This is a genomic window from Gammaproteobacteria bacterium (genome assembly GCA_034522055.1).
Lineage (GTDB): Bacteria > Pseudomonadota > Gammaproteobacteria > JAABTG01 > JAABTG01 > JAABTG01.
Genome location: JAXHLS010000002.1, coordinates 2,074,278 through 2,097,242 on the forward strand (window position 1 = coordinate 2,074,278; position 22,965 = coordinate 2,097,242).

23 protein-coding genes are annotated in these 22,965 nt (G+C 66.8%); 11 read left to right on the forward strand and 12 right to left on the reverse strand.

Annotated elements, in window-relative coordinates; genetic code table 11:
- Positions 1 to 29: 29 nt before the first annotated feature.
- Positions 30 to 290 carry a hypothetical protein gene (locus U5S82_10075; GenBank protein ID MDZ7751993.1) on the forward strand — a complete coding sequence of 87 codons (261 nt, stop codon included), beginning with the start codon at positions 30 to 32 and terminating at the stop codon, positions 288 to 290.
- A 383-nt stretch (positions 291 to 673) separates the two neighbouring features.
- Positions 674 to 934, forward strand: coding sequence for a DUF6460 domain-containing protein (locus U5S82_10080; protein ID MDZ7751994.1), 261 nt, complete (start codon positions 674 to 676; stop codon positions 932 to 934).
- A 124-nt stretch (positions 935 to 1,058) separates the two neighbouring features.
- Here the strand turns inward: U5S82_10080 and U5S82_10085 are convergent, their stop codons facing one another.
- Positions 1,059 to 1,784: a rhodanese-like domain-containing protein gene (locus U5S82_10085; GenBank protein ID MDZ7751995.1), complete on the reverse strand. Its 726-nt coding sequence runs from the start codon at positions 1,782 to 1,784 to the stop codon at positions 1,059 to 1,061.
- A 139-nt stretch (positions 1,785 to 1,923) separates the two neighbouring features.
- Between U5S82_10085 and U5S82_10090 the strand changes: the two genes are divergently transcribed.
- Entirely contained in the window at positions 1,924 to 2,325 is a 402-nt protein-coding gene (locus tag U5S82_10090) for a YbaN family protein (GenBank protein ID MDZ7751996.1), read from the forward strand.
- Positions 2,326 to 2,350: 25 nt separating this feature from the next.
- Positions 2,351 to 2,971: a carbonic anhydrase gene (locus U5S82_10095; protein MDZ7751997.1), complete on the forward strand. Its 621-nt coding sequence runs from the start codon at positions 2,351 to 2,353 to the stop codon at positions 2,969 to 2,971.
- Between the two features lie 28 nt (positions 2,972 to 2,999).
- On the opposite strand, the gene U5S82_10100 is transcribed toward U5S82_10095, so the two are convergent.
- The 4 genes from U5S82_10100 to U5S82_10115 form a co-directional block, all read right to left on the reverse strand.
- Positions 3,000 to 5,885 carry a valine--tRNA ligase gene (locus U5S82_10100; GenBank protein ID MDZ7751998.1) on the reverse strand — a complete coding sequence of 962 codons (2,886 nt, stop codon included), beginning with the start codon at positions 5,883 to 5,885 and terminating at the stop codon, positions 3,000 to 3,002.
- A gap of 14 nt (positions 5,886 to 5,899) precedes the next feature.
- Positions 5,900 to 6,394 (reverse strand): hypothetical protein, encoded by a 495-nt coding sequence (locus U5S82_10105; protein MDZ7751999.1) that lies wholly within the window; start codon positions 6,392 to 6,394, stop codon positions 5,900 to 5,902.
- 62 nt (positions 6,395 to 6,456) lie between these two features.
- Positions 6,457 to 6,903 carry a DNA polymerase III subunit chi gene (locus U5S82_10110; protein MDZ7752000.1) on the reverse strand — a complete coding sequence of 149 codons (447 nt, stop codon included), beginning with the start codon at positions 6,901 to 6,903 and terminating at the stop codon, positions 6,457 to 6,459.
- A 15-nt stretch (positions 6,904 to 6,918) separates the two neighbouring features.
- The gene (locus U5S82_10115; GenBank protein MDZ7752001.1) at positions 6,919 to 8,412 is read right to left on the reverse strand and encodes a leucyl aminopeptidase; all 1,494 of its coding nucleotides are present in this window, start codon (positions 8,410 to 8,412) and stop codon (positions 6,919 to 6,921) included.
- A 251-nt stretch (positions 8,413 to 8,663) separates the two neighbouring features.
- Between U5S82_10115 and lptF the strand changes: the two genes are divergently transcribed.
- Together lptF and lptG are read left to right on the forward strand one after the other, a co-directional pair.
- Positions 8,664 to 9,770, forward strand: coding sequence for an LPS export ABC transporter permease LptF (lptF, locus tag U5S82_10120; protein ID MDZ7752002.1), 1,107 nt, complete (start codon positions 8,664 to 8,666; stop codon positions 9,768 to 9,770).
- Positions 9,767 to 10,828: an LPS export ABC transporter permease LptG gene (gene lptG, locus U5S82_10125; protein ID MDZ7752003.1), complete on the forward strand. Its 1,062-nt coding sequence runs from the start codon at positions 9,767 to 9,769 to the stop codon at positions 10,826 to 10,828. Before lptF ends, lptG begins: the two co-directional genes overlap by 4 nt.
- Positions 10,829 to 11,036: 208 nt before the next feature.
- On the opposite strand, the gene U5S82_10130 is transcribed toward lptG, so the two are convergent.
- From U5S82_10130 to U5S82_10155, 6 genes are all read right to left on the reverse strand, one after another.
- Complete coding sequence (locus tag U5S82_10130) at positions 11,037 to 13,733, reverse strand: EAL domain-containing protein (protein ID MDZ7752004.1); 2,697 nt, start codon at positions 13,731 to 13,733, stop codon at positions 11,037 to 11,039.
- Positions 13,734 to 13,838: 105 nt separating this feature from the next.
- Positions 13,839 to 14,297: an RDD family protein gene (locus tag U5S82_10135; protein ID MDZ7752005.1), complete on the reverse strand. Its 459-nt coding sequence runs from the start codon at positions 14,295 to 14,297 to the stop codon at positions 13,839 to 13,841.
- Positions 14,298 to 14,299: 2 nt separating this feature from the next.
- A complete protein-coding gene (gene dcd / locus U5S82_10140; protein MDZ7752006.1) occupies positions 14,300 to 14,866 on the reverse strand; it encodes a dCTP deaminase in 567 nt (188 codons plus the stop codon).
- A gap of 607 nt (positions 14,867 to 15,473) precedes the next feature.
- The gene (locus U5S82_10145; protein ID MDZ7752007.1) at positions 15,474 to 15,728 is read right to left on the reverse strand and encodes a Txe/YoeB family addiction module toxin; all 255 of its coding nucleotides are present in this window, start codon (positions 15,726 to 15,728) and stop codon (positions 15,474 to 15,476) included.
- Positions 15,725 to 15,976: a type II toxin-antitoxin system prevent-host-death family antitoxin gene (locus U5S82_10150; protein MDZ7752008.1), complete on the reverse strand. Its 252-nt coding sequence runs from the start codon at positions 15,974 to 15,976 to the stop codon at positions 15,725 to 15,727. The genes U5S82_10145 and U5S82_10150 overlap by 4 nt, the downstream gene beginning before the upstream one ends.
- 80 nt (positions 15,977 to 16,056) lie before the next feature.
- Positions 16,057 to 16,872, reverse strand: coding sequence for a hypothetical protein (locus tag U5S82_10155; protein MDZ7752009.1), 816 nt, complete (start codon positions 16,870 to 16,872; stop codon positions 16,057 to 16,059).
- Positions 16,873 to 17,334: 462 nt separating this feature from the next.
- Here U5S82_10155 and U5S82_10160 point away from each other — a divergent pair, with 462 nt between their 5' ends.
- Positions 17,335 to 17,607, forward strand: a complete 273-nt coding sequence (locus tag U5S82_10160; protein MDZ7752010.1) for a BrnT family toxin — start codon at positions 17,335 to 17,337, stop codon at positions 17,605 to 17,607.
- A gap of 1 nt (position 17,608) precedes the next feature.
- Complete coding sequence (locus U5S82_10165; GenBank protein MDZ7752011.1) at positions 17,609 to 17,911, forward strand: CopG family antitoxin; 303 nt, start codon at positions 17,609 to 17,611, stop codon at positions 17,909 to 17,911.
- Positions 17,912 to 18,085: 174 nt separating this feature from the next.
- On the opposite strand, the gene U5S82_10170 is transcribed toward U5S82_10165, so the two are convergent.
- A complete protein-coding gene (locus U5S82_10170) occupies positions 18,086 to 19,090 on the reverse strand; it encodes an aldolase/citrate lyase family protein (protein MDZ7752012.1) in 1,005 nt (334 codons plus the stop codon).
- A 213-nt stretch (positions 19,091 to 19,303) separates the two neighbouring features.
- On the opposite strand from U5S82_10170, the gene U5S82_10175 reads away from it, so the two are divergent.
- The 3 genes from U5S82_10175 to U5S82_10185 are packed head-to-tail and all read left to right on the forward strand — an operon-like array spanning position 19,304 to position 22,963.
- Positions 19,304 to 20,476, forward strand: coding sequence for an aldolase/citrate lyase family protein (locus U5S82_10175; GenBank protein ID MDZ7752013.1), 1,173 nt, complete (start codon positions 19,304 to 19,306; stop codon positions 20,474 to 20,476).
- Positions 20,463 to 22,076 carry an acyl-CoA synthetase gene (locus U5S82_10180; GenBank protein MDZ7752014.1) on the forward strand — a complete coding sequence of 538 codons (1,614 nt, stop codon included), beginning with the start codon at positions 20,463 to 20,465 and terminating at the stop codon, positions 22,074 to 22,076. The genes U5S82_10175 and U5S82_10180 overlap by 14 nt, the downstream gene beginning before the upstream one ends.
- Positions 22,073 to 22,963, forward strand: coding sequence for a CoA ester lyase (locus U5S82_10185; protein MDZ7752015.1), 891 nt, complete (start codon positions 22,073 to 22,075; stop codon positions 22,961 to 22,963). The genes U5S82_10180 and U5S82_10185 overlap by 4 nt, the downstream gene beginning before the upstream one ends.
- Positions 22,964 to 22,965: the final 2 nt, after the last annotated feature.

The following is a 22,965-nucleotide window of genomic DNA, read 5'->3' on the forward strand; positions in this document are numbered from 1 at the left end:
CAGACACTCATAGGAGCCAAACTGTGGATATGGAACAGGCATTGCTGGACCCGGCGAGCGTATTTGCCTCCCCCGAGGCCGTCGTGGCGGACGACACCCTGAGCCGGGACCAGAAGGTCCAGGTGCTGCGGCGTTGGGAGTACGACGCCCGGGAACTGGAGGTGGCAGAGGAGGAAAACATGGGGGGTGGTCCGCCCGACATCCTCGGCGAGGTGCTCGATGCCCTCAGCCGGTTGGGTGTCGGATTCAGTGGCGGGCGCCAGTCCCCCACCAAGCAGGGCGGCACCTGATTCGCGCCGGCTTCAGATCAGGGTGAGTTCCCGGCCGATGGTCGTGGTGATGGCCGCCGCGCCGGCTGTTCCGGTGGCCGGCCGGCGAGGCCGGCATCGCCGGTCATCGCGGCGAGTTGCCACCCGAGGCCATGGCCCCGCGGGGCAGTCGATGGGTGCTGCAGCCGTCGGAAACGGACCTCGTCCTGGCGTGTGCGGACCCCCGGTCCGGGGCCTGCGGTATCGCGGCGCCGGTGGTGCTTCATCGCCGGCAAGGCACGGTCTCCGCGGGTTCGGGCACACCGGGTCCGGAAATCGACTCAGGCCCGGCGTGTGACCCCTGAGCCCGCGACCGCCTATAATCCGCCCTTGCCACGGCCACCCACGGTTCCCAGGTAAACCCCATGAGCGAGCGCTCCAATGCCCTGCGTACGGTCGTGCGGCTGGTGGTGGCCTCCCTGGTCATCGGCCTGGTGCTGTCGGTGGCCGGGGTGACGCCTCTCGATGTCCTGGATAACATCGCGGAAGTGGCCATCGGCCTGTGGGACATGACGACGGGGGCGATCGGCTGGGCCGGCTCCTATATCGTCCTGGGGGCCCTGGTGGTGGTGCCGCTATGGCTCGTGCTTCTGGCCTGGCGGCGCCTGGGGCGCAGAGACGGCTGACGGCGACGCGGGTTCCAGAGCCTCCGGAATCGGGAACGCTGCATCCAGGCTCCGGGCCCGCGCGCCCCGGTTATGCGGCACGATGTGGGTCGGGCTTCGGCCGGACATGCAATTCCGGCTTGGCCTAGCGGGCCATGGTCAGGCCGAGAATGGCCCAAGCCTGCATGCCGCCACGGTACCACTTGAGCTTTTCCGGCGGATAGCCGTAACCGAGCAGAGTATGGATATTGGCGGGGGACTGGCCGCACCACATGCCGTTGCAGAACAGCACCAGGGTCCTGGCATCGCCGTAATCGATGACCTCGTTCATCGTACCCTGCACCACTGCCTCGTCCACATCGAAGGCATCCACACCGTCCGCGAGGGTGGCGCCGAATTCGTCCGTGAGGATGCGTATGATCTCTTCAGTGGTGGCCCCGTGGCGGGCCGCCAAGCGGGTCCAGGGGATGTTGACGGCGCCCGGGATGGTGCCGCGTCGCACCCAGTCGGGGGTACGGGAGTCGATCACCAGGACGGAGCCATCACCCGTGGCCTGGCGCTTCAGGAAATCGAGGATCTCCAGTTCGGCGATGGTTTCCACGCCGGGGGCGAGGCTCATGGGCTGGACGCAGAAGGGCGGGCAGGGGCGCGAGGTCAGGGCGAAGGCCCGGGGCACGGTGGCCTTGGTGTCCTGGTTCCGTTGGATGATGACTTCCCGGCCGTCGTGTTCGACGGTGATACTCATCAGCTCGGGGGTGATGCCCACGGGCCGGTCCCGGGGGGGCTGGGCGTGGGCGGCGGCGCTCAGGGCGAGGCCGGCGGCCAGAAATAGATGCCAGATGGCGGGGGTGGTTCTTGCTGGGGTTCTCACTGGGGTCTCCTGGCGGTGCGCGGTTGAGCGGCTGTCTCGGGGCCATGTATGGTGCCAAGAATAACGTGGGTGCCGAGTCGGATTCAGCCGTGCTGACAGGGGTTATGAGGGGCCGGGGTATCAGGGCAAGGATCTGGGTATGCCCGGCCTCAATGCGGATGACGGCATGAACCTGTGGTCCCTGCTCGGGCTGTTGTTCGTGGGCATCGGCGCGGTGGGCGCGGTGCTGCCCCTGTTGCCCACCACGCCCTTCATCCTGCTCGCCGCCTGGTGCTTCGCCAGGTCGTCGCCCCGACTCCATGGCTGGCTGATGACGAGCGAGCTGTTCGGCCCGCTGTTGAGGGACTGGGAGGAGAAGCGCTGCATGACCGCGGGGGTCAGGCGCCTGTCCCTGTCTATGATGGTGCTGGTGGGTGGGACATCCATCCTGTTCTTCGTGCCCACCGGTTGGGGGCAGCTGGCAGGGTTGGTCCTCATCGGCGTCGGTTGCGCCACGGTGTTGTCCATCAAGGTCTGCGAACACGAAGACCGGCTGGATTGAGCCGGGTACTTTCAAGAGGTGAATGATGATAAGTGGTAAGGAAGCCCTGGCCCGACTGCGGGCGGGCAACGAGCGTTTCGTGGCCCATGTGCGCAGCCTGGAGTCCCAGATCTCCTTCCTGCGCCGCGGTGAACTGGCGGCGGCCCAGCATCCCTATGCCATCGTGCTGGGTTGCTCGGATTCCCGGGTGCCGGCGGAGCTGGTGTTCGACGTCGGGCTGGGGGACCTGTTCGTCATCCGCGTGGCGGGCAATATCGTGGCCCCGTCCCAGGTGGGCAGCGTGGAGTTCGCGGCGGAGCGCTACGGCAGCCGGCTGGTGGTGGTGCTGGGTCATTCCCACTGCGGTGCCATCATGGCCACCCTGGAGGAGCTGCAGAATCCCCAGGGGGATCACTCGCGCAATCTCAGGTCCATCGTCGACCGGGTGCGGCCGTCGGTGGAGACCCTGCTGGAGCTGGGTGTCCCGGGCGACGAAGAAAGGCTGGTGCAGGAGTGCGTGAGGGCCAACGTGCGGGCCTCCGCCAACCATTTGCGCAACGGCTCCGTGGTGCTGGAACGGCTCATCGCCGAGGGCGGGCTGCTGGTGGTGGGGGCCGAATATTCCCTGGAGACGGGGCGGGTGGACTTCTTCGACGGGGTGCCTTGAGGGCGCCGCCGCGCCTTCGCCGCGGAGTCTAGAGCGCCCGGATCTTCGCCGCCTGGCCCTCGAGGTTGGCGAGGGCGGCCTGCATGTCGCCGACCCGGGTGCGTTCCTTGTCCACGACGGCGGCGGGCGCCCGGTCCACGAAGCTGGGGTTGGCCAGCTTGGCGGCGCTCTTCTCCAGGTCCTTGCCCAGGCGGCCCATCTCCTTCTCGAGCCGCGTCAGTTCGGCGTCCTTGTCGATGAGATCGGCCAGGGGGATGAGCACCCTCATGGTTCCCACCAGGGCGGTGGCGGACTCGGGGCCCTCGTCGCCGTCCTCGAGGACGTCTACGGACGCGGTGCGGGCGAGGAAATCCAGATAGGGACGGTGGCGGCGGGCGCGGGCGCGGTCCTCGTCCACGGCGTTGGCCAGCAGCACCGGCACGGGCCGCCCGGGGGGGATGTTCATCTCGCCCTTGATGTTGCGCACGGCGCGGATGAAGTCCATCACCCAGGTCATCTCGTCCTCGGCGGCCGGGTCCACCCACTCCGCGCGGTGCCGCGGATAGGGCTGCAGCATGATGCTGTGGGTGACCTCGGGCGACGCCGGGACGCGACCCGCCAGGGGTGCCACGCGCTGCCAGATCTCCTCGGTGATGAAGGGCATGATGGGGTGGATGAGGCGCAGCAGCGATTCCAGCACCGCCACCAGGTTGTGGCGGGTGGCCCCCTTGGCCGCGGCGGATCCCTCTGGGTCGTTCAGCACCGGCTTGCACAGCTCCAGGTACCAGTCGCAGTACTCGTTCCAGGTGAACTCGTAGAGGGCCTGGGCGGCGTGGTCGAAGCGATAGGCCTCGATGGCGTCGGTCACGGCCTGTTTGGTGCGTTGCAGGCGCGACAGGATCCAGCGGTCGGCGAGGGACAGGTCACCTGCGGCGGGGGTGCCGAATCGTGAGCCTCGCGCCCCATCCGCGCCTGCCTCGCCCTGGCGGAGGGGATGCGCCGCGCCTTCGGTGTTGAGAAGCACGAAGCGCGAGGCGTTCCACAGCTTGTTGCAGAAGTTGCGGTAGCCTTCGATGCGGCCGCTGTCCAGCTTGATGTCGCGGCCGGTGGAGGCCAGGGCCGCGAAGGTGAAGCGCAGGGCATCGGTGCCGTAGCCCGGGATCCCCGCGGGGAAGTCCTTGCGGGTCTGGGCCTCGATCTTGGCGGCGTCCCGCGGCTGCATGAGGCCCCGAGTGCGCTTGGCCACCAGGGCCTCGAGTTCGATACCGTCGATGAGATCGATGGGGTCCAGCACATTGCCCTTGGACTTGGACATCTTGTGGCCGTGGGCGTCCCGCACCAGGCCGTGGACGTAGACATCGCGGAAGGGCACGTCGTTCATGAACTTCAGCCCCATCATGATCATGCGGGCCACCCAGAAGAAGATGATGTCGAAGCCGGTCACCAGCACGCTGGTGGGATAGAAGGTGCCGAGGCGCTCCGTGCCCTCGGGCCAGCCCAGGGTCGAGAAGGGCCACAGGGCGGAGCTGAACCAGGTGTCCAGGACGTCGGGGTCCTGCTCCAGGGGATAATCCGTGGGAAGGTCATGGCGCACCCGCACCTCCTCCTCGGAGCGCCCCACGTAGATGTTGCCCTCGGCGTCGTACCAGGCGGGGATGCGGTGGCCCCACCAGATCTGGCGGCTGATGCACCAGTCCTGGATGTTGCGCATCCATTCGAAGTAGGTGTTCTTCCAGTTGTCGGGCACGAAGCGGATGGCCCCGCTCTCCACCGCGGCGATGGCGGGTCCGGCCAGGGGCCCCACCCTGACGTACCATTGATCCGTAAGCAATGGCTCGATGACGGCACCGGAGCGGTCGCCGCGGGGCACCATGAGCCGGTGGTCCACCACCTGTTCCAGCAGGCCCTGGGCCTCCAGATCGGCGACGATGGCCTGGCGCGCGGCGTAGCGGTCGAGGCCGCCGTAGGCCGGGGGTATGAGCCCGCCCTCGTCGGGCTCGTTGGCCCGCACGGCGGCGTCGGGGGTGAAGATGTTGATGAGGCCGCCATGGGGCTGGGCGCTGATGGCCGTCTCGTCGCGGTGGCGTTGCCACACGGCGTAGTCGTTGAAGTCGTGCGCGGGGGTGATCTTGACGCAGCCGGTGCCGAACTCGGGATCGGCGTGCTCGTCGGCGATGATGGGGATGCGCCGGCCCGTGAGGGGCAGCTCCACCTGCTCGCCGATGAGGTGGCGGTAGCGCGGGTCCTCGGGATTCACCGCCACGGCGCAGTCGCCGAGCAGGGTCTCGGGGCGGGTGGTGGACACCACCAGGTGGCCCTGGCCGTTGGACAGGGGGTAGCGCATGTGCCACATGTGGCCGTCTTCCTCCGCGGACAGCACCTCCAGGTCGGAAACCGCCGTATGAAGCTTGGGGTCCCAGTTCACGAGGCGCTTGCCGCGGTAGATGAGGCCCTCCTCGTAGAGCCGCACGAACACCTCGCGCACGGCGTTGGACAGGCCCTCATCCATGGTGAAGCGTTCGTGCTCCCAGTCCAGGGACGAGCCGAGGCGGCGCAACTGGCGGGTGATGTTGCCGCCGGACTCCTGCTTCCATTCCCAGATGCGCTCGATGAAGGCCTCGCGGCCGAGGTCGTGGCGGGTCCTGCCCTCGGCCTCCAGGCGCCGTTCCACCACCATCTGGGTGGCGATGCCGGCGTGGTCGGTGCCGGGCTGCCACAGGGTGCGGTCGCCCTTCATGCGGTGATAGCGCACCAGGGTGTCCATGATGGTGTTGTTGAAGCCGTGGCCCATGTGCAGGCTGCCCGTGACATTGGGCGGCGGGATCATGATGCAGAAGCTGCCGCTGCCCTCTCGGGCGGGAGCGAACCAGCCGCGCTCTTCCCAGGTCTGGTACCAGCGGCGTTCGATGGCGTGGGGATCGTAGGTCTTTTGCATGAGTCCTCGGTGCCTCAGTCGGCGGCCTGGTCGTCGTCATCGGTCTCGAAACGCCGGTGCTCCAACTCGTCGAGGATCTCGGGCAGGACGATGTCCAGGTGGTTCTTCATCTTCACCATGAGATTCCGCTTGGCCGCGGCCAGGGCATCGTCCACGCAGCTCTCGATGATGATTTCCAGCTCGTTCACCAGCCGCACCACCAGGTCGTCGTGATGGGGGGCCGGCTCCAGGGACTCGTCGTAGCTGTCATGCACCTCGAAGGCGCCGTCGGGCCCGGTGTCCATGGCCAGAGGCGTCGGCGGATCGCCCGGGATCACCACGTCCTTGAGGATCGGCAGGGCCTCGTCATGGTCCGCGGCGGCAGCCGCGTGCGGGTGGTCATCCGGCACCACGTGGCGATGGCGCAGGATGTGCTCGAGGGTACTCAGTGCCTCGTCCAACTCCTCCTCGGAGAGGTTGACGAGTCGCCGGTCGATGTCTGATTCCTGCTGCTTGGGTGGTTCATTCATAGTGATGACGCATGGCCGGGGAGTCCCCTGGCCGCTGATTGTAGCCGGGCAAAGGGTGCGGACTAAAGCTCGTGGAAGTGCAGATCCACGTCCTGCCGGCGATAATGGCGATAGCGTTCCCGTCCGGCGGCCCGTCCCTCGGGATCGGCGGCGACGATCTCGGCCACCCGCGGGCAGCGGCCGGGGAGGGGAGGTAGGTCGAGGCCGGTGTTGACCAGCACCTCGGGGGCATGGGCGGGGCCTGCGGGCCCACTGCCGATGAGCACGGGCGCGGCGGGCTCCGTGGCCGCCGCCCGGTAGGGCTCGTGGGGCAGGAAGCTGTCCTGCCGATAGCTCCACATCAGGCGGTCCAGGCGGGCCACGGCACCGTCATCGGGGGCATGCACATAGACGCTGTGGCCGCTGCGCCAGGCCTTTTCCACCAGCCGGCAGACGAAGCGGCCCACGGCCTGCTCCCCCTCCTCGGGCAGGACATAGAAATCCACCCGGGTGCGGGGTTCGTCGGGCACCCGGGGCATCCCGCCTCAGGCGTCCTGGTGGTGGAGCAGAAACTCCACCAGCAGGGCCACCGGGCGCCCGGTGGCGCCCTTGGCTTTGCCCGTCTTCCAGGCCGTACCGGCGATATCCAGGTGGGCCCAGTGGTATTTCTCCGTGAAGTTGGACAGGAAGCCGGCGGCGGTGATGGTGCCGGCCTCGCGGCCGCCGATGTTGGCCATGTCGGCGAAATTGCTCTTGAGGGCCTCCTTGTACTCCTCCCACAGCGGCAGCTGCCAGGCCGGATCGTTGGCCCGGGTCCCGGCCTCCAGCAGACGGTCCACCAGGGGTTGGTTGTTGCCCAGCAGCCCCGAAGCCTGGGCGCCCAGGGCGATGATGCAGGCCCCCGTGAGGGTGGCGATGTCCACCACCACGGCGGGCTTGTAGCGCTCCGCATAGGTGAGGGCGTCGCACAGGATGAGCCGTCCCTCGGCGTCGGTGTTCAAGACCTCGATGGTCTGACCCGACATGGAGGTCACCACGTCACCGGGCTTGGTGGCGGTGCCACTGGGGAGGTTCTCGGTGGCGGGCACCAGGCCCACCACGTTGACCGGCGCATCGAGGGTGACCAGGGCCTTCATGACCCCGAACACGCTGGCGGCGCCGCACATGTCGTATTTCATCTCGTCCATGGCCTGGGCCGGCTTGATGGAGATGCCGCCGGTGTCGAAGGTGACGCCCTTGCCCACCAGCACGGCGGGTTTCCTGCGCTGCGGCCCGCCGCGGTAGTCCATGACGATGAAGCGCGCGGGCTCCTGGGAGCCGTGGGCCACCGACAGCAGGGCACCCATGCCGAGCGCCTCCATCTCCTTTTCTGTCAGTACCTCCACCGTCAATGCCTGGTGTTTGCGGGCCAGCTTGCGGGCCTCATTGGCGAGGTGGCTGGGGGTGCAGATGTTGGCGGGGAGGTCGCCGAGATGGCGGGCCAGCTCGACGCCATCCGCCACCGCCGCGCCTTCCGCCAGCGCCGCGGTGCCGGCGGTAGTGTCATCGCCGGCAGCGGCGGCCACGACGACCTTTTTCAACTCGTTCTTTCTGGCGGGTTTCTTGCTCTTGGTCTCGTCGAAACAGTAACCGGCCGCGCCCGCCTGCACCGCCGTCTCGCGCGCCTTCCAGGCAAAGTCACAGCCCGTCACGGCCACTTCGGCGAGGGTGGATACCACGTCGCCGGCGGCGGTCTTCGCCGCCGCAGCGAAGGCCGCCTCCAGCGCCTTCGCATATTCCCGCGGTGCCAGCCCCTTGGCGTTGCCGCAACCCACCAGGATCACCCGCGTCGCCTGGATACCGGGCGGCTGGTGCACCACCAGGGTCTCGCCCACCTTGCCTTCCATGTCGCCGCTCTTGAGGAGCCGCGTGATGGCGCCGTCCGCCGCCGCATCCACCGCGCCGGCTGCCGCGCTCAGGCCTTTGTTTTCGAACACCCCTACCAGCAGGCAGGCGCAGCGTTGTTTTTCCGGGGCAACGGTCTTGATGCTGAATTCCATACCTCTTACCACCTCGTGGTTGGTGTGGCGACCGACGCGTCCGTCTGGCAGGGCGCGCGGTGAATGGGCCTGAGTGTATGCGTTCGGCGTAGGTGGAGGCAAAATGGCGGGCGCGCTGCGCGCCCGGGCCCTCGGCGCGGCCGGAGAAGGCGGGGGGATGGGTTAAGATGGCGGCCTTGCGCGGCGGCGGGCGCCCATGGAGGCCCGCGCCAGCCCATGATGTCCCATCCGAATCGGTACGGTCCGACCCTTTGATCCTCGAACGTTACCTCTTCCGTGAAGTGCTCCAGGCCTTCGTCGCCGTGTTCGGCGTGCTGGTGCTCATCTTCGTGAGCAATCGTTTCGTCAAGTATCTCGCGGATGCCGCCACCGGCGAACTCGCCAATCACCTGCTCCTGGAGTTGCTGGCGGCGAAGCTGGCGGCGAATCTGATACTCATCATGCCCCTGGCCTATTTCGTGTCGGTGCTCATGACCTTCGGGCGTCTCTACAGCGACAGCGAGATCACGGCCCTGGTGGCCGGCGGAGTGTCGCCGGCGCGACTGCTGTGGTCCATGGCGGGCCTGTCCGTCGCGGTGGCCCTGGCCGGTTCGGTGATGTCCACCTACATCGCCCCCGAGGCCCAGGCCCTGGGGGCGCGCATCGAGGAGCAGTCGAAGGAGGATGCGGAGATCAGCGGCGTCGTGGGGGGGCGGTTCCGGGAATTCAGCAGCGGCCGGCGGGTGTTCTTCGCGGAGCGCATCAGCCGGGATCGCAGCGAACTGGAGAACGTGTTCGTGCACCGCGCCGACGGCAGCCGTCCCGTCCTGGTGGCTGCCGAGAGCGGCTATCAGTTCGTGGACCCGGAGACCCGGGACCGTTTCATGGTGCTGGTGAACGGGCATCGCTATGAGGGTCGGGCGGGTGAGGCCGATATTGCCATTACGCGTTTTCGCGAGTATGGCGTGCGCATGGAGGACAATCCCGCCACCCCGGGGAAGCGTCGCATCAACGAGTGGTCGACCCTGGAACTGCTGGCGGCGGACGGGGCGGAGCCCCGGGCCGAACTCCAGTGGCGGCTGTCCCTGCCCCTGTCCATCGTCCTGTTGGGTCCGCTGGGGGTGCTGGTGGCCCGCACCTCGCCACGCCAGGGGCGCTTCTCGCGTCTCTTCTACGGCATCCTCATCTACTTCGTGTACAACAACATGATGGGCGTGGGGCGGGAACTGGTGCGGCGCGGGGACGTGGATACAGTGGTGGGCATGTGGCCGGTTCACCTGCTGATCTTGAGCATCATCCTGGTCATGTACCGGTGGCAGGTCTCCGGTCGGCGGCCGCTGTGGCAGCGGCTCAGGGAGCACCGGGGGAGGCGGGGATGAGGCTCATCGATCGCTATATCGGCCTTACCGTCATCACCAGCACCCTGCTGGTGCTGGCGGTGCTCATGGCCATGTTCACCTTTTTCAGCCTGGTGGACGAACTGGGGGACGTGGGTCAGGGCAATTACACGGCCGTGGATGCGGTGACCTACGTATTGCAGAGCCTGCCGCGGCGCACCTTCGAGGTCTTTCCCCTGGCGGCCCTCATCGGTAGCCTGCTGGGCCTGGGTGGCCTGGCCGGCGGGTCGGAACTCACCGTCATCCGGGCATCCGGGGTGTCCATCAACCGCATCGCGGTAGCGGTGATGAAGGGCGGCGCCGTGCTCATGGTGATGGCCCTGGTGCTGGGGGAGGCGGTGGCACCGCCCCTGGATGCCCGGGCCGAACAGGAACGCGCCCGCAAGATGGACGCCCGCGCCCTCTACAGCGCCGACGGCATCTGGAGTCGCGACGGCCACAGCGTCATCAACATCCGCAATCCCGTCACCGACCGCCAGGTGCGCAATGTCCACATCTACGAGTTCGATGAGGATCGCAAGCTGCGCACCATGACCCACGCGCGGGAGGCGGTGTTCAACGATGGCGTGTGGCTGTTGCGGGATATCGAGCAGACCCGTATCGGCGACCAGCGGGTCCGGACCGCCCGCCTGGCACGCGCCCAGTGGCAGTCCGACCTGGTGCCGGCCCTCATCGGTGTGGCGCGGGTGGAGCCGGAGCGCCTTTCCATGGTGGGCCTGGTGCGCTATATCCGCCATCTCGAGGCCAACGGCCAGGACAGCTCGCCGTATCAGCTCGGCCTGTGGAGCAAGTTCATGACGCCCCTGTCCACGGGGGTGATGATCTTCCTCGCCATCCCCTTCGTCTTCGGCCCCCTGCGTTCGGCAAGCATGGGCTCGCGCATCCTGGTGGGCACCCTGGTGGGCATCGGTTTCTTCATCTTCAATCAACTGTCGATGAAACTCGGGCTGGTGTATGGCTTCACGCCTGCACTGGCGGCGACGCTGCCCACCCTGGTGGTGGCGGGACTGGGGGCGTGGATGATGCGCCGCACGGTATAGGCCAGGCCGGGGAATTGCGCCTACCGCGATCGCAGCCGCGGCCTACGGTCCCCCGCCCGGCCGAGGATGGCACCCCATATCAGGAGCGCCCTTGGGCGCGCAACGGCCACGGTGTCCCATGCTGGGCTCCGTGTTCGCGCGCAAGCGCGCTCCTAGTGCGTCCGTGGAGGTCCCCCCATAGGAGCGCCCGCGGGTGCGAATGGATCCCTCAGGAAGCCGCGGCCCGCGGGGCCACCCCCCGTAACAACTGAGCCACCTGCGCCGCCTCCAGGGGCAGGCTGAAACGGTAGCCCTGGAGCTGGTCACACCGCTGCTGGCGCAGGAAGGCCTCCTGCTCGGCGGTCTCCACGCCTTCCGCGGTCACCTCGATGTGGAGCTGATGGGCGAGGCCGATGATGGCACTCACGATCTCCATGTCCGACGGGTCTCCGGGGATATCCGCCACGAAGCTGCGGTCCACTTTGAGCCGGGTCACCGCCAGTTTGCGCAGGTAGGCCAGGGAGGAATAGCCGGTACCGAAATCGTCCACCGCGATGGCGACGCCGAGGTCATGGAGTTGCTCCAGGTTGGCGCGGCTCTGGAGGTCGTCCACCATCAGGGCCGTCTCCGTGATCTCCATCTCCAGCTGATGGGGCAGGAGTTCGTAGCGGGTCAGGCTGGCGCTCACGAGGTCGGCCAGGGCTGGTTGCTGGAGCTGGCGGGGGGAGACGTTGATGGCCACGCGCTGCCTCCCCAGGCCAGTCCGTCGCCACGCCTGAAGTTGCCGGCAGGCGGTGTCGATGGCCCATTCACCGATGCGGTTGATGAGCCCGGTGTCCTCGGCCAGAGGGATGAAACGGGCCGGCGGGACCTCCCCGAGGTCGTCGTCATGCCAGCGGGCCAGGGCCTCGAAGCCCACGACCTCTCCCGTCTCCAGGGCATACACGGGCTGATAGGCGAGGCGCAGGTGCTCGCCTGCCAGGGCCTGGCGCAGACGCGTCTCGAGGGTCAGGCGCTCGGCGACGGCGTCCGTGAGTTCGGCGGCGTAGAAGGCCACCCGGGCTCCGCCGGTCTCCTTGGCCTGGTACATGGCGGCATCGGCGTTCTTCACCAGTTGCACGGCGCTGCGGCCATCCCGCGGGAAGATGCTGATGCCGATGCTGGCATCCACGTAGAGTTCGTGGTCTTCCTGGACCATGAACGGTTGGCCGAGGGCCGCCAGCAGGCCCTGCCCCAGGGTGGCCGGCGTGGCGTCCTCCCGGATGGGGTCCATGAGGATCACGAACTCGTCGCCGCCGAGGCGGGCCAGCACGTCATTCTGGCGCAGGTTGTGGCGCAGGCGGCCGGCCACCGCCTGCAGCAGATCGTCGCCCACGGCGTGGCCCAGGCTGTCGTTGATGTTCTTGAAGCGGTCGAGATCCACGAACAGTACCGCCAGGGCGCCGTCGCGTTCTCCGGCTTGGGCCACCGCGCGCTCCAGGACCTCGTAGAACAGCTTGCGGTTGGGCAGCCCGGTGAGGGCGTCATGGTTGGCCAGGTGGCTCAAGCGGCTCTGGGACTGGCGCACCTCTTCGAGCAGCCGCTCCTTGGCCAGACTCGATGCCTCGGCGACCTTGCGGGCGCGGCGTAACTGGGCGGCGTTCTGTTCGAAACCCCGGATATCGCCGTGGATGTGTTCCAGCATGCGGTTGAAGGCTGCGGCCAGGGTCCCGATCTCGTCCCGGCGCCGGATATCCAGGCGAAAGCCGTAATCGCCGCGGCTCACCCGTTCCGCCCCTGCCGCGAGCTCCTTCAGGGGATTCAGGCCATGGCGGATCAACGCCGCGCCCGCCGCCAGCATCACCAGCAGGATCCCGCCGGCGATGGCGGTGATCTCCAGCGCGATGGCATCGGCGTGGCGCGCCAGCGCCGCCTTGTCCAGGGCCGCCACGACGTACCAGTCGAGGGATGGGGCGTGGCGGAGCCAGGCCACCATCTCCTGGCCGGGTACCTTGCTGCCGTTAGCATCGTATTCGAGGGTGTCGTGGCCGCCAGCCAGGGTATCCATGATATCGCTGGCCAGGCTGCGGCCGGTGGATGGGTTGATGAGCACATCGAGGGAGGCTCCTTCCCGGGCCGGGTCGGGATGCACCAGCAGCCGGCGATCGCCATCGAAGATGAACACGAAGCCGTCGCCGCCGAGTTCGGCCTGTCTCAGACGGGCTCGCAAGCGCTCCGCCAGCTTCGCCTTGGCTGTGGTCACCGCCGCGCTCACGTCGTCCAGGTAAATGCCGCCGCCGATGACCCAGCCCCAGGGGGCGAAGTCGCGCGCAAAAGACAGTTTGTCGGAGGCCTCCCCGAGGTCCGCCCGGGGGAAACGGTAACGGTGGGTGGCCTCGTCGGCCGTCTCCAGTTGCTTCAGGATGGGACGGATCACCAGGCGGCCGTCGGGATCCCGCAGGTCGAGGATGTTGCGCCCCTCGATGGCCGGATCGGGATGGGAGAGGGTAAGGCCTGTCCTTTCGATCACCCAGACGTAGTTCCCGTCGCCGAAACGCAGGGCCCCAATCTGCTCCAGCGCCTGGGCCCGGGCGGCCTCGTCGGTCAGTCCCCCGGTCTGGACCGCGGCGTGTTGGGTGGCCGCCATGGTGTGGGCCATGGTGATGATGTCCTCGAGGTGCCGGAGGTGTTGTCTCCGGGAGGCCTCCGCGAACTCCTCCACCCAATCCGCATCGCCTTCGATCTCCAGGTAGATCTGCTCCGCCAGGCTCCTGGAATACCGCTCCTCCAGGGCGAAGGTGTTGTGGTGAACGTGGCCCACGATGAGGATGTAGAAGGCAGCCGAGGCCAGCACCACCGCCACCACCAGCGCACCATAGGCCTTGACGGCAAGGCTGCCGAACAAGGGAGCGATGTCGTCCCTTCCTGGATTACCGTTCCATCCCATGACCCATCCCGTGGACCCCCAGGGCCCATAACACAGATTAGATCCCCTATAGCGGACGGTGAGGGGCCGGGTTTAATGCCGGCGGGGCGGGGCGGGGCGGGGGGCTTAGGAACGGCGGCGGGGCGGTTTGGCCAAGCGGATCACTCGGGTGCCGGCGGCGCGGTCATGCCAGGTGCGGCCCTCGCGGTCCACCAGGGCCCACAGGAAGCCGAGGCCCAGACAGGCGGCGGATACCAGGGCCACGGCGAAGCGCATCATGGTGTCGGGCAGGGTCAGGGTGGCGCCGTCGGCCCGTTCCACCCGGATCCACCAGGTCTTCATGCCCAGGGTCTGGCCGCCGCGGCGCCAGGAGAAGGCGAAGTAGCCATAGCACACCAGGAAGATATAGGTGCGGAACAGCAGGTCTCCCGTGGGCACGGCCTCCCCGCCGGTGATGAAGAGCACCGGCACGGTGGCGAGGAACAGTACGGCGGTGAGCAGCAGACCGTCGTAGAACAGGGCGGCGAGGCGCCGGAACAGGCCGGCCGGCCCCAAGGTGGCGGAGGGTTGGGGAGCGGCTTCCAAGGTCAGGCCCGGGGCAGGGTGACCCCGGTCTGGCCCTGGTACTTGCCGGCGCGGTCGCCGTAGGAGGTCTCGCACACATCGTCCGACTCGAAGAACAGCACCTGGGCCACGCCTTCGTTGGCGTACACTTTGGCCGGCAGAGGGGTGGTGTTGGAGAACTCCAGGGTCACATGGCCCTCCCACTCCGGTTCCAGGGGGGTGACGTTGACGATGATGCCGCAGCGTGCATAGGTGGATTTGCCCAGGCACACCACCAGCACATTGCGGGGGACGCGGAAGTATTCCACCGTGCGGGCCAGGGCGAAGGAATTGGGGGGGATGATGCAGACGTCCGACTTGATGTCCACGAAGCTCGAATCGTCGAAGTTCTTGGGGTCGACGATGGCGGAGTTGATGTTGGTGAAGATCTTGAATTCGTCGGCGCAGCGGATGTCGTAGCCGTAGCTCGAGGTGCCGTAGGAGATCACCGGGCCATCCGCATCCGCCCGCACCTGGCGGGGCTCGAAGGGCTCGATCAATCCATGGCTCGCGGCCATGCAGCGGATCCACTTGTCCGATTTGATGCTCATGGTTGCCCTGCCGCCCCGTGGGTCAAACCACGCAGTCTAGCCATCCCGGGGGCCCAAGACCAGAAGCCACATCCGCGCGCGACACGCCCCGGTATCCATCCCCTTACCGTCATGCCGGGCTCGACCCGGCATCCAGGGAAAGTGGCACCGCAGTCCGCCTCGCGCCCGAGTCCCGCCGTGCCGTCTGTTGGGAATTACTCGCCGCACTCACTATTCGGCCCGCCCCGCAGGTGCTCGGTCCGCCACGCGCCCAGGCTCCACCTTTTACTAATCGCCAACCCGCCGCGGACCATTTGTACCGCCATCGTAAGGACGCTATTTTCGACCGTTTATATGGGTCCGTCGATACATAGTTGAAGCCGGAAGATTCACCACAGAGAACACAGAGAACACAGAGATTGATGGAGAAACGCTTATCGTCCAGACATCGTGGAAGGTCGTTGGGTCATAGAAGCACGGCACAACCGCCATCCATGGAGGGTCATTTGACTAAATGGGGCGGATTTTGCGCCTGAATTTCTTTACCAGCAGTTGCGCCCTGCCTATGCGCTGAAGCCGATGCCAAAAAGCGGCGCGGTTTAGGGTAAACGGTAAGCGTATGAATCGCTCAATAGTTGTAGCGCAATTGAGGGATGAACACGGAGTCATTATCAGTACGGTAAATGATGCGATGCTCGCGATTGATCCGGCGTGACCAGTAGCCGGCAAGCGCATGCTTCAAAGGTTCGGGTTTCCCAATTCCTTCGAATGGGGACCGCTGTATCTCAGAAATAAGCTGGTTGATTCGTTCCAGGGTTCTCTTATCGATCTTCTGCCAGTGAAGGTAATCGTCCCATGTGTTCTCCGAAAAGATCAGCTTCATTCGGTCAACGCGTGTTCGGTGCCGCCGCCGGCATCAAGCTCGATCACCGAGTCCAGGAGGCGCCGAGCATTCTTCGGGTTGCGAAGCAGGTAGGAGGTTTCCTCAAGCGCCTGGTAATCCTCGAGAGAAAGCATCACGACGGATCGATCGTTTTTCTTGGTAATGATCACCGGTTTGTGGTTTTCACATACGGAATCAATAGGTTGGGCTAGGGTGGCGCGAGCTTTGGTGTAGGTGATTGCGTCCATAAGGGGTGCCCCCCATCGAGGTGTACATAAAACTGTACATTCCGCGCAATATCCGCAAATGCGCTGCTGCTCGGCTCCATCTAACGTCGCTGAACCTGCCGCAGGGACAGAAGACCCAGTATGCTGCTGAGCAGCAGCCATAACGCGGATGGTAAGGGTACCACCACCGGGCCATCGAACGCCCCGGAGTCGCTACCCGACAGCGTGACGCCATCCGGCACGACGATCGTGATCGACGGGCCGTCCTCGCCGAGTATGCCGCGAAAGTCTCCAAACGTTGTGCTTCCGACGGCAATTTCGAATATCTCGACAGCCAGCGCGGTGTCCAAATTGAGCGAGACGTTGCCGTTTACCGTCACAGTGGCGCTGAGGGTATCGACGTGATCGCCATCAGTCCCCCAACTATCGAAAGCGGAATCGAAAGTGCTACCGCCGTCGCCGACCCCCAGTGTGGCTGTGGCCTGCACTCTGCCGTCGCCATTCTCGATAATGCCCGCGATGCCGAGAATGATAGTGATGTCGTAAGCACCCGCAAGGGCCGAATCGAATGACAAGGTGTCCATGATGGTCGCCTCGGTTCGTAACAGCGGCCCGTCGATGCCCGTTTTGTCGATTGAGGAATCCAGGCGGGCGTACGCACCGAGTGTCCCCGCAGCGATGTCCGCGAACCCCTCGTATTCGAACGCATACCCGGACGCCGTACCGAAATCCATCACATTGACCGAAGTCTGTGCGACCGGTGACCCCGTCACGCTGTCCGAATCGGTTTCGGCGATACCGTCGCCGTTGAAATCACCCACCGCCGACGCTTCCAGGGATGCTGCGATTGCCGGACCGGCCAGAGCCGAGAGCACCAGCCCGGCTACCGTGTGACGCTTAAATACGATGTCTTTCATGATAAAACTCTCCCATGGCGGCGGATTGCGGCGTCTGAACGCCGCTTGGAATCTATTTTTAACGTGAATGTAGCAACGGATAGGACGAACTGCCAGCGAGTTCCTCACGCGGCCCGCGGACAGCGCCGCGAGGCGTGGCGCCTGCGGAACGCAGCAACGTACCGCTTTGGCATCTGCTACCGCCGGACTTGCTGCAAGAGTAGGTCAAGGGTAGGTCAAAACAGGTACCCGATGACTGCGGTGCCGAGGCCCCGTTCCGGCTGTCCACCAGATATCGACCTCAAACGATGCGATGGTCGTCGCGACAGCGCCCGCTGGGGATCCTGGTCGTGGAAGACCGCCTGCTTCAGGCGGAATAGAAGCGGGCGCGCGCAATCGGGCAGGCAGTGACGGACGGGGCGCACGAAGTCCTCACGCTGGAGGGTGATGCCAATAGGCACACGTGTTACTATACTTCACCTAATGAAGCGGATTAACTGGGATGCGGCAAAGAACCAACGCCTGATGAGCGACCGCGGCGTCTCCTTTGAGGACGTCGTGTTCGCCCTTCAGTCAGGTGGGTTGCTTGATGATGGACCTCATCCCAATAGGGAAAAGTATCCGGACCAGCGATTGTTTGTGGTGCGGATTGATGACTATGCCTGGCTGGTGCCATACGTCGAGGATGACAGTGAATTCTTTCTCAAGACGATTATTCCCAGCCGCAAGGCCACCAGGAAATTTCTGAGGAGGTAGCATGGCCAAGGTCAAATTGGATCCTGAAGAACAAGAGTTGCTGGAGGCATACGAGTCTGGCGAATTCGAATCCGACCTGGGTACGGAGCGCCGAGAGGATCTTGCCAGGGTGGCGGAAGAATCGTTCAAGAAAGACAAGCGCATTAATATCCGAATCTCGAGCAGGGATCTGGAGGCACTTCAGCGTAGGGCGCTGGAGGAGGGACTTCCCTATCAGTCCCTGGTGTCTAGTGTCCTGCACAAATATGTCTCCGGCGGCCTGAAAGACATCTCTGCCAACAAGTCAGGCCAACGGATGCGCTGACGCGCGCGGCTGGTTTCGCGATGAAGGGGGCGTAAAGGGGATCGTGACAAACGCGAAGTATTCGCGCATGCGTTTGTCACCGGCCCCTTTTTGCGTCCCTTTTAGGGTCGCGAATCGCGGGTCCCCTCGGTACTGCGCACCGCTGAGCGGCGCGGCCCATTCTGCCGCACCCCGTCAGGGTGTCTGGTCGGAGAAGAACTCCCGCTCGGCCTCCACCGACACCTTCACGCCGGATGCCCGGGCGCGGCGCAGCAGGTCCCAGTAGTAGCGATAGGTGGCGCGGTCGTGGAGTTCGCCGCCGTGCTGGATGGGCCCCCAGCCCGCCTCTCGGGCGGCAAGCAGGATGGCGGCGGCGTCCTGCACCTCGGCGTAGTCGGGGGCCATGGCCTCGACGATGGGCCGGATCTGGTTGGGGTGGATGCTCCACATGCGCAGGAAGCCGAACTCCCGGCGGGCACGCCGGGCGTCGTCGCGGGTGGTCTCGGCGTTCTTCAGGTCCAGGGTGACGTTGTGGGCGGGCACCACGCCGTTGGCCAGCGCCGCCGCTACCACCTCGCCCTTGGCCCGGCGCAGCAGGGCATGGTCGAACTGGCCGGGGCTGCGCATGGCATCGGCGCCGATAGCCCCGTGGTGGCCGGAGACGAAGTCCATGAGCCCGAAGTCCAGCACCTGGAGCCACTCCATGGCGGCGATGGTCCACACTTGCCGCAGGGCGCCGTGGGTCTCGATCAGCACGTGGATGGGGATCTCGCGGTTGACGCCGGCGCGCACGGTGCGCTCCTTGATGGCGTCGATCATCTCCTGGAGCTCGGCCGGGGCGGTGGTCTTGGGGATGGTGACATGGGCGGCGTGATCACCCACGCCGTCGATGAGGATGTCGACATCCTGTCGCCAGGCGGGGTGGGTGTAATCGTGGATCCGCACCCCCGCCATGTGGTGGCGGTTGGCAGGGGCGTTGAGGACGCGCACGATCATCTCGGCGTGCTCCCGTTCGCGGCCAGCGGGGGCGCCGTCCTCACAGTCGCAGGTGATGTCGAACACCGGCCCGATGGTGTCCTGGAGTTCGAGGGCCTTGCCGATGAGCTTCTCGCTGCCGGCGAAATGCTCGCACACCGGGATGGCGGGGAAGGGACGCTCGCCGCCGAACAGGGCGGTCTCGGGATGGGCGGTGTCGGTCATGGCGGTCTCCGCTGCTGTGGACACGATTGTCGACAGTGTGGGCCGCCTGGGGCGTGGAATCAAAGGGTGCGGGCGGCCCGGGGCTACGGGCGGCATCTTAGAGAATAAGAAAAGCCTTATAGAATCATGGGCCATATGGCGTCCCGCGGGCGCCGTTGGGGTGCTGCCCTTTGTTGCGGCGCACCAATATGCCGTCTAGTATTGTCGACAATCATGGCCCAACAAAGACGCCAGAAACACCAGGGGAGGGCACCTTCCGCGGCTGCCGCGGAAGGTGCGGCCCCGGCCACCGACCTCGTCGGCGAAGCGGTGCTGGGTGATACCTGGCCCGGCATCCAGCTCTACTATCCGCCCGTCAAGTATGCCCCCGCCCTCGGTATCTACGAGGACCTGGTCAAGGCCGCCGCGCGCTTTCGCCGCCACGCCTGGGAGACCGGCGCCCACACCCTGCTGTTCGACCTCGAGGACGGCTGCCGCCAGAAGGCCCTGTCCCGGCAACTGCTGATCCAGGAACTGCCCCATTTCCCTCGTGATGACGTGGAGGTGGCGGTGCGCATCAACCCCTTCCGCACCGAGGAGTACGAGAAGGACCTCGAGATGATCAAGGCCCTGGCGGGCCACATCGACGTGGTGATGCTGGCCAAGGCCGGCGAATCCTACGGCGCGGCGGAGATCCGCGACCTGCGAGCCTGGCTGGCGGGGGTCAACCCGGCCATCACCATCCAGCCCATCATCGAGCACCCCAAGTCTCTCAAGCTGGCCAGCGAACTCATGGACTTCCAGGCCGTGCGCCACGTGGTGTTCGGCATCCACGACTTCTCCAAGGCCATGGCCATCCACATCTCGCCGGAAAACTGGATCGCCGAACTCAGGACCTATTTCCACATGCTGCTGTTCGAGGCCCGCATCCAGGGCAAGGGGGTCATCGGCGGTGTGGAGGTGCTCATCAACGAGCAGCCCATGCCCGAGGAGTTCGTGGAGACCGACGACGTGCGCCGCTGGCTGGACCTCCACGGCGATCGGGAGTCCCACGTGGTCTACGAGCACGCCTGCGCCGAGGCCGCCATGGGCCTCACGGGCAAGCAGGTGATCCACCCCCACCATATCCACCTCTGCCGCGTCGCCTTCACCCCGTCGCCGGCGGAGATCGCCCGCAACATCCGTATCCTGCAGGCGGCCATCGACGCCGACGCCCTGCTGGGCGGGGCCATCCGCTTCGAGGGCGAGATGCTGGACCCGCCCATGTTCGGCAAGGCCCTGCAGCACCTCCTGAGGGCGCGGGCCCTGCGCGCCCTATCGGCGGCGGACACCCGTTTCGCCCTGGAGGTATTGAAGATGCTGCCCCTGCGCGTCATCCGGGAGAACTGGCCCTATGGACAAGTCTGAGCCCGGAGGCCCAGTGCCGCCGCGCTTCAACATCGGCGTGGCCTGCACCGACGCCCACCTCGGCACCCCTACCGCCGGGGTCACGGCCATGGTGGTGGAGGACGATGCCCGCGGCACCGACGAGGTGAGCTACGCCGGGCTGGCCGCCGCCACCTCCGCCTTCGCCGGCCTGTTGCAGGGGCTGGGCATGGCCCCCGGGGAGCGGGTATTGGTGCGCCTGCCCAACGCCATCGCCTATCCCACCGCCTTCCTGGGGGCCATGAAGGCGGGCTGCATCGCCGTGCCCACCTCCACCCTGCTGGTGGCCGAGGAGGTGCGCTACCTGGCCGAGGACTCCGGGGCCCGGGTGCTGGTGACCCATCGCGACATGTGGCCGGATCTGGCCCCGGAGCTGGCCGGAGTGCCGGGATTGGAGCATGTGGTGCTGGTGGGCGGAGTCCCGGATGGCGCCGACGGCGCCGGCAAGCGCCTCCATGGTCTGGAGCAGGCCCTCGATCACGGCCCCGGCACCCCGGTGGACACCGCCGCCGACGATCCCGCCTACCTGGTGTACACCTCGGGTACCACCGGCCGTCCCAAGGGCGTGCTCCATGCCCACCGCGCCCTGCTGGGACGGTTGCCGGCGGCCACCCACTGGTTCGATTTCCGGCCTGGCGACCGGGTCATGCACTCGGGCAAGTTCAACTGGACCTATGTTCTCGGCACCGGCCTCATGGACCCCCTGTACCACGGCAAGACGGTGATCGTGCACGAGGGCGGGAACGATCCCGGCCTGTGGCCCCGGCTCATCGCCAAACACGGCTGCACCATCTTCGTGGGGGTGCCCACCATCTATCGCCAGATCATCCAGAAGACGGACTTGGGTGCCGCCGACGTGCCCACCCTGCGCCACTGCATGTGCGCCGGCGAGCACCTGTCGGATGAGATGCTCACCGCCTGGCGCGAGCGTTTCGGCCAGGACATCTACGAGGCCATCGGCATGTCCGAGATCTCCTATTACATATCCCACAACCGCCGCCATCCCATCCGCCCCGGCTCGGCAGGCTTCCCCCAGCCCGGCCACCGCGTGGCGCTGTTGGACTCCGACCTCGAGCCCGTGGCGGACGGCGCGGAGGGCATGATCGCCATCGCCGATGACGACCCCGGCCTGTTCCTCGAATACTGGGGCCTGCCCGGGGAGACCCGGGCGGTGCGCCGCGGCGGCTGGTTCCTCACCGGGGATTACGCGCGCCGGGACGCCGACGGTTACATCTGGTTTCTGGGGCGCCGGGACGACATCATCAACACCTTCGGTTACCGCGTGTCCCCCCACGAGGTGGAGCGGGTGATGAAGACCCACCCGGCGGTGGCCGACTGCGTGGCCATCGGCGAGGAGGTGGGGCCGGGCAAGACCCTGGTGGCGGCCTGCGTGGTGCCGCGCCCCGGCAGCGCTGTCGACGAGGAGGGGCTGCTGGAGTGGGGGGCCGCCCACCTCGCCGCCTACAAGGCCCCGAAGCGCATCCACCTGGTGGCCGACTATCCCCGCACCAAGAACGGCAAGGTGGTGCGCAGCGCCCTCAAGGCCCGCATCGAGGCCGGCGCCGGGGAGGCCCGGCCATGACCACCTCGTACCGCCCCCGGCGCACCATGCTCTATGTCTCCGGCGATATCCCGCGCCACCTCGCCAAGGCCCCCGCCCTGCCGGCGGACGCCGTCATCTACGAACTCCACGAGGCGGTGGCACCCCAGTTCAAGGCCCGCGCCCGGGAACGGGTGCGGGAGGCCCTGGCCCACCCCAATCCCCTGGGCCAGGAGCGCATCCTGCGGGTGAACGCCCCGGGCCGCGGCTACCTGGACGCGGACCTGGAACTGGCCGCCAGCCAGCCCTTCGATGCCGTGCTGCTGGCGGGCCTGGACGGCGCGGCGGCGGTGGCGGACGCCATCGCCCGCCTCGACGGCTACGGTGGCGGCGCCCTGCCGGTGATGCTCATGATCGACTCGCCCCTGGCGGTGCTGAACGCCCGGGAGATGGCGGCCGCCAGCCCGCGGGTGGCCTGCCTGGTGGTGAGCAACGCCAACCTCATGGTGAGCATGCGCATGCCCCCCACCGCCGACCGCAGCGGCCTGTTCACCAGCCTCGCCCTGGTGGTGCTGGCCGCCCGCGCCTACGGCATCGGGGTGGTGGACGGCGCCCATCTCGACATCGACGACGCCCATGGCTGCGAATACGCCTGCCGCCAGAGCCGGGACTTCGGCTTCGACGGCAAGGCGGTGATCCACCCCGCCCAGCTCACCTACACCAACGACGCCTTCAGCCCCCGGCCGCGGGAGATCGAGCAGCGCCGCGCCATCCTCGCCGCCATGGAGGAAGCCTATGGCGAGGGCCGTTCCTACGCCGTCCTCGACGGCCGCCTGCTGCAACCCTCGGAGCTGGAGGCCGCGCGCCGCTGCCTGGCCATCCACGAGGCCATCGAGGCGCGGCGCAGGGCCTTCGAAGGGAGCACCTGACC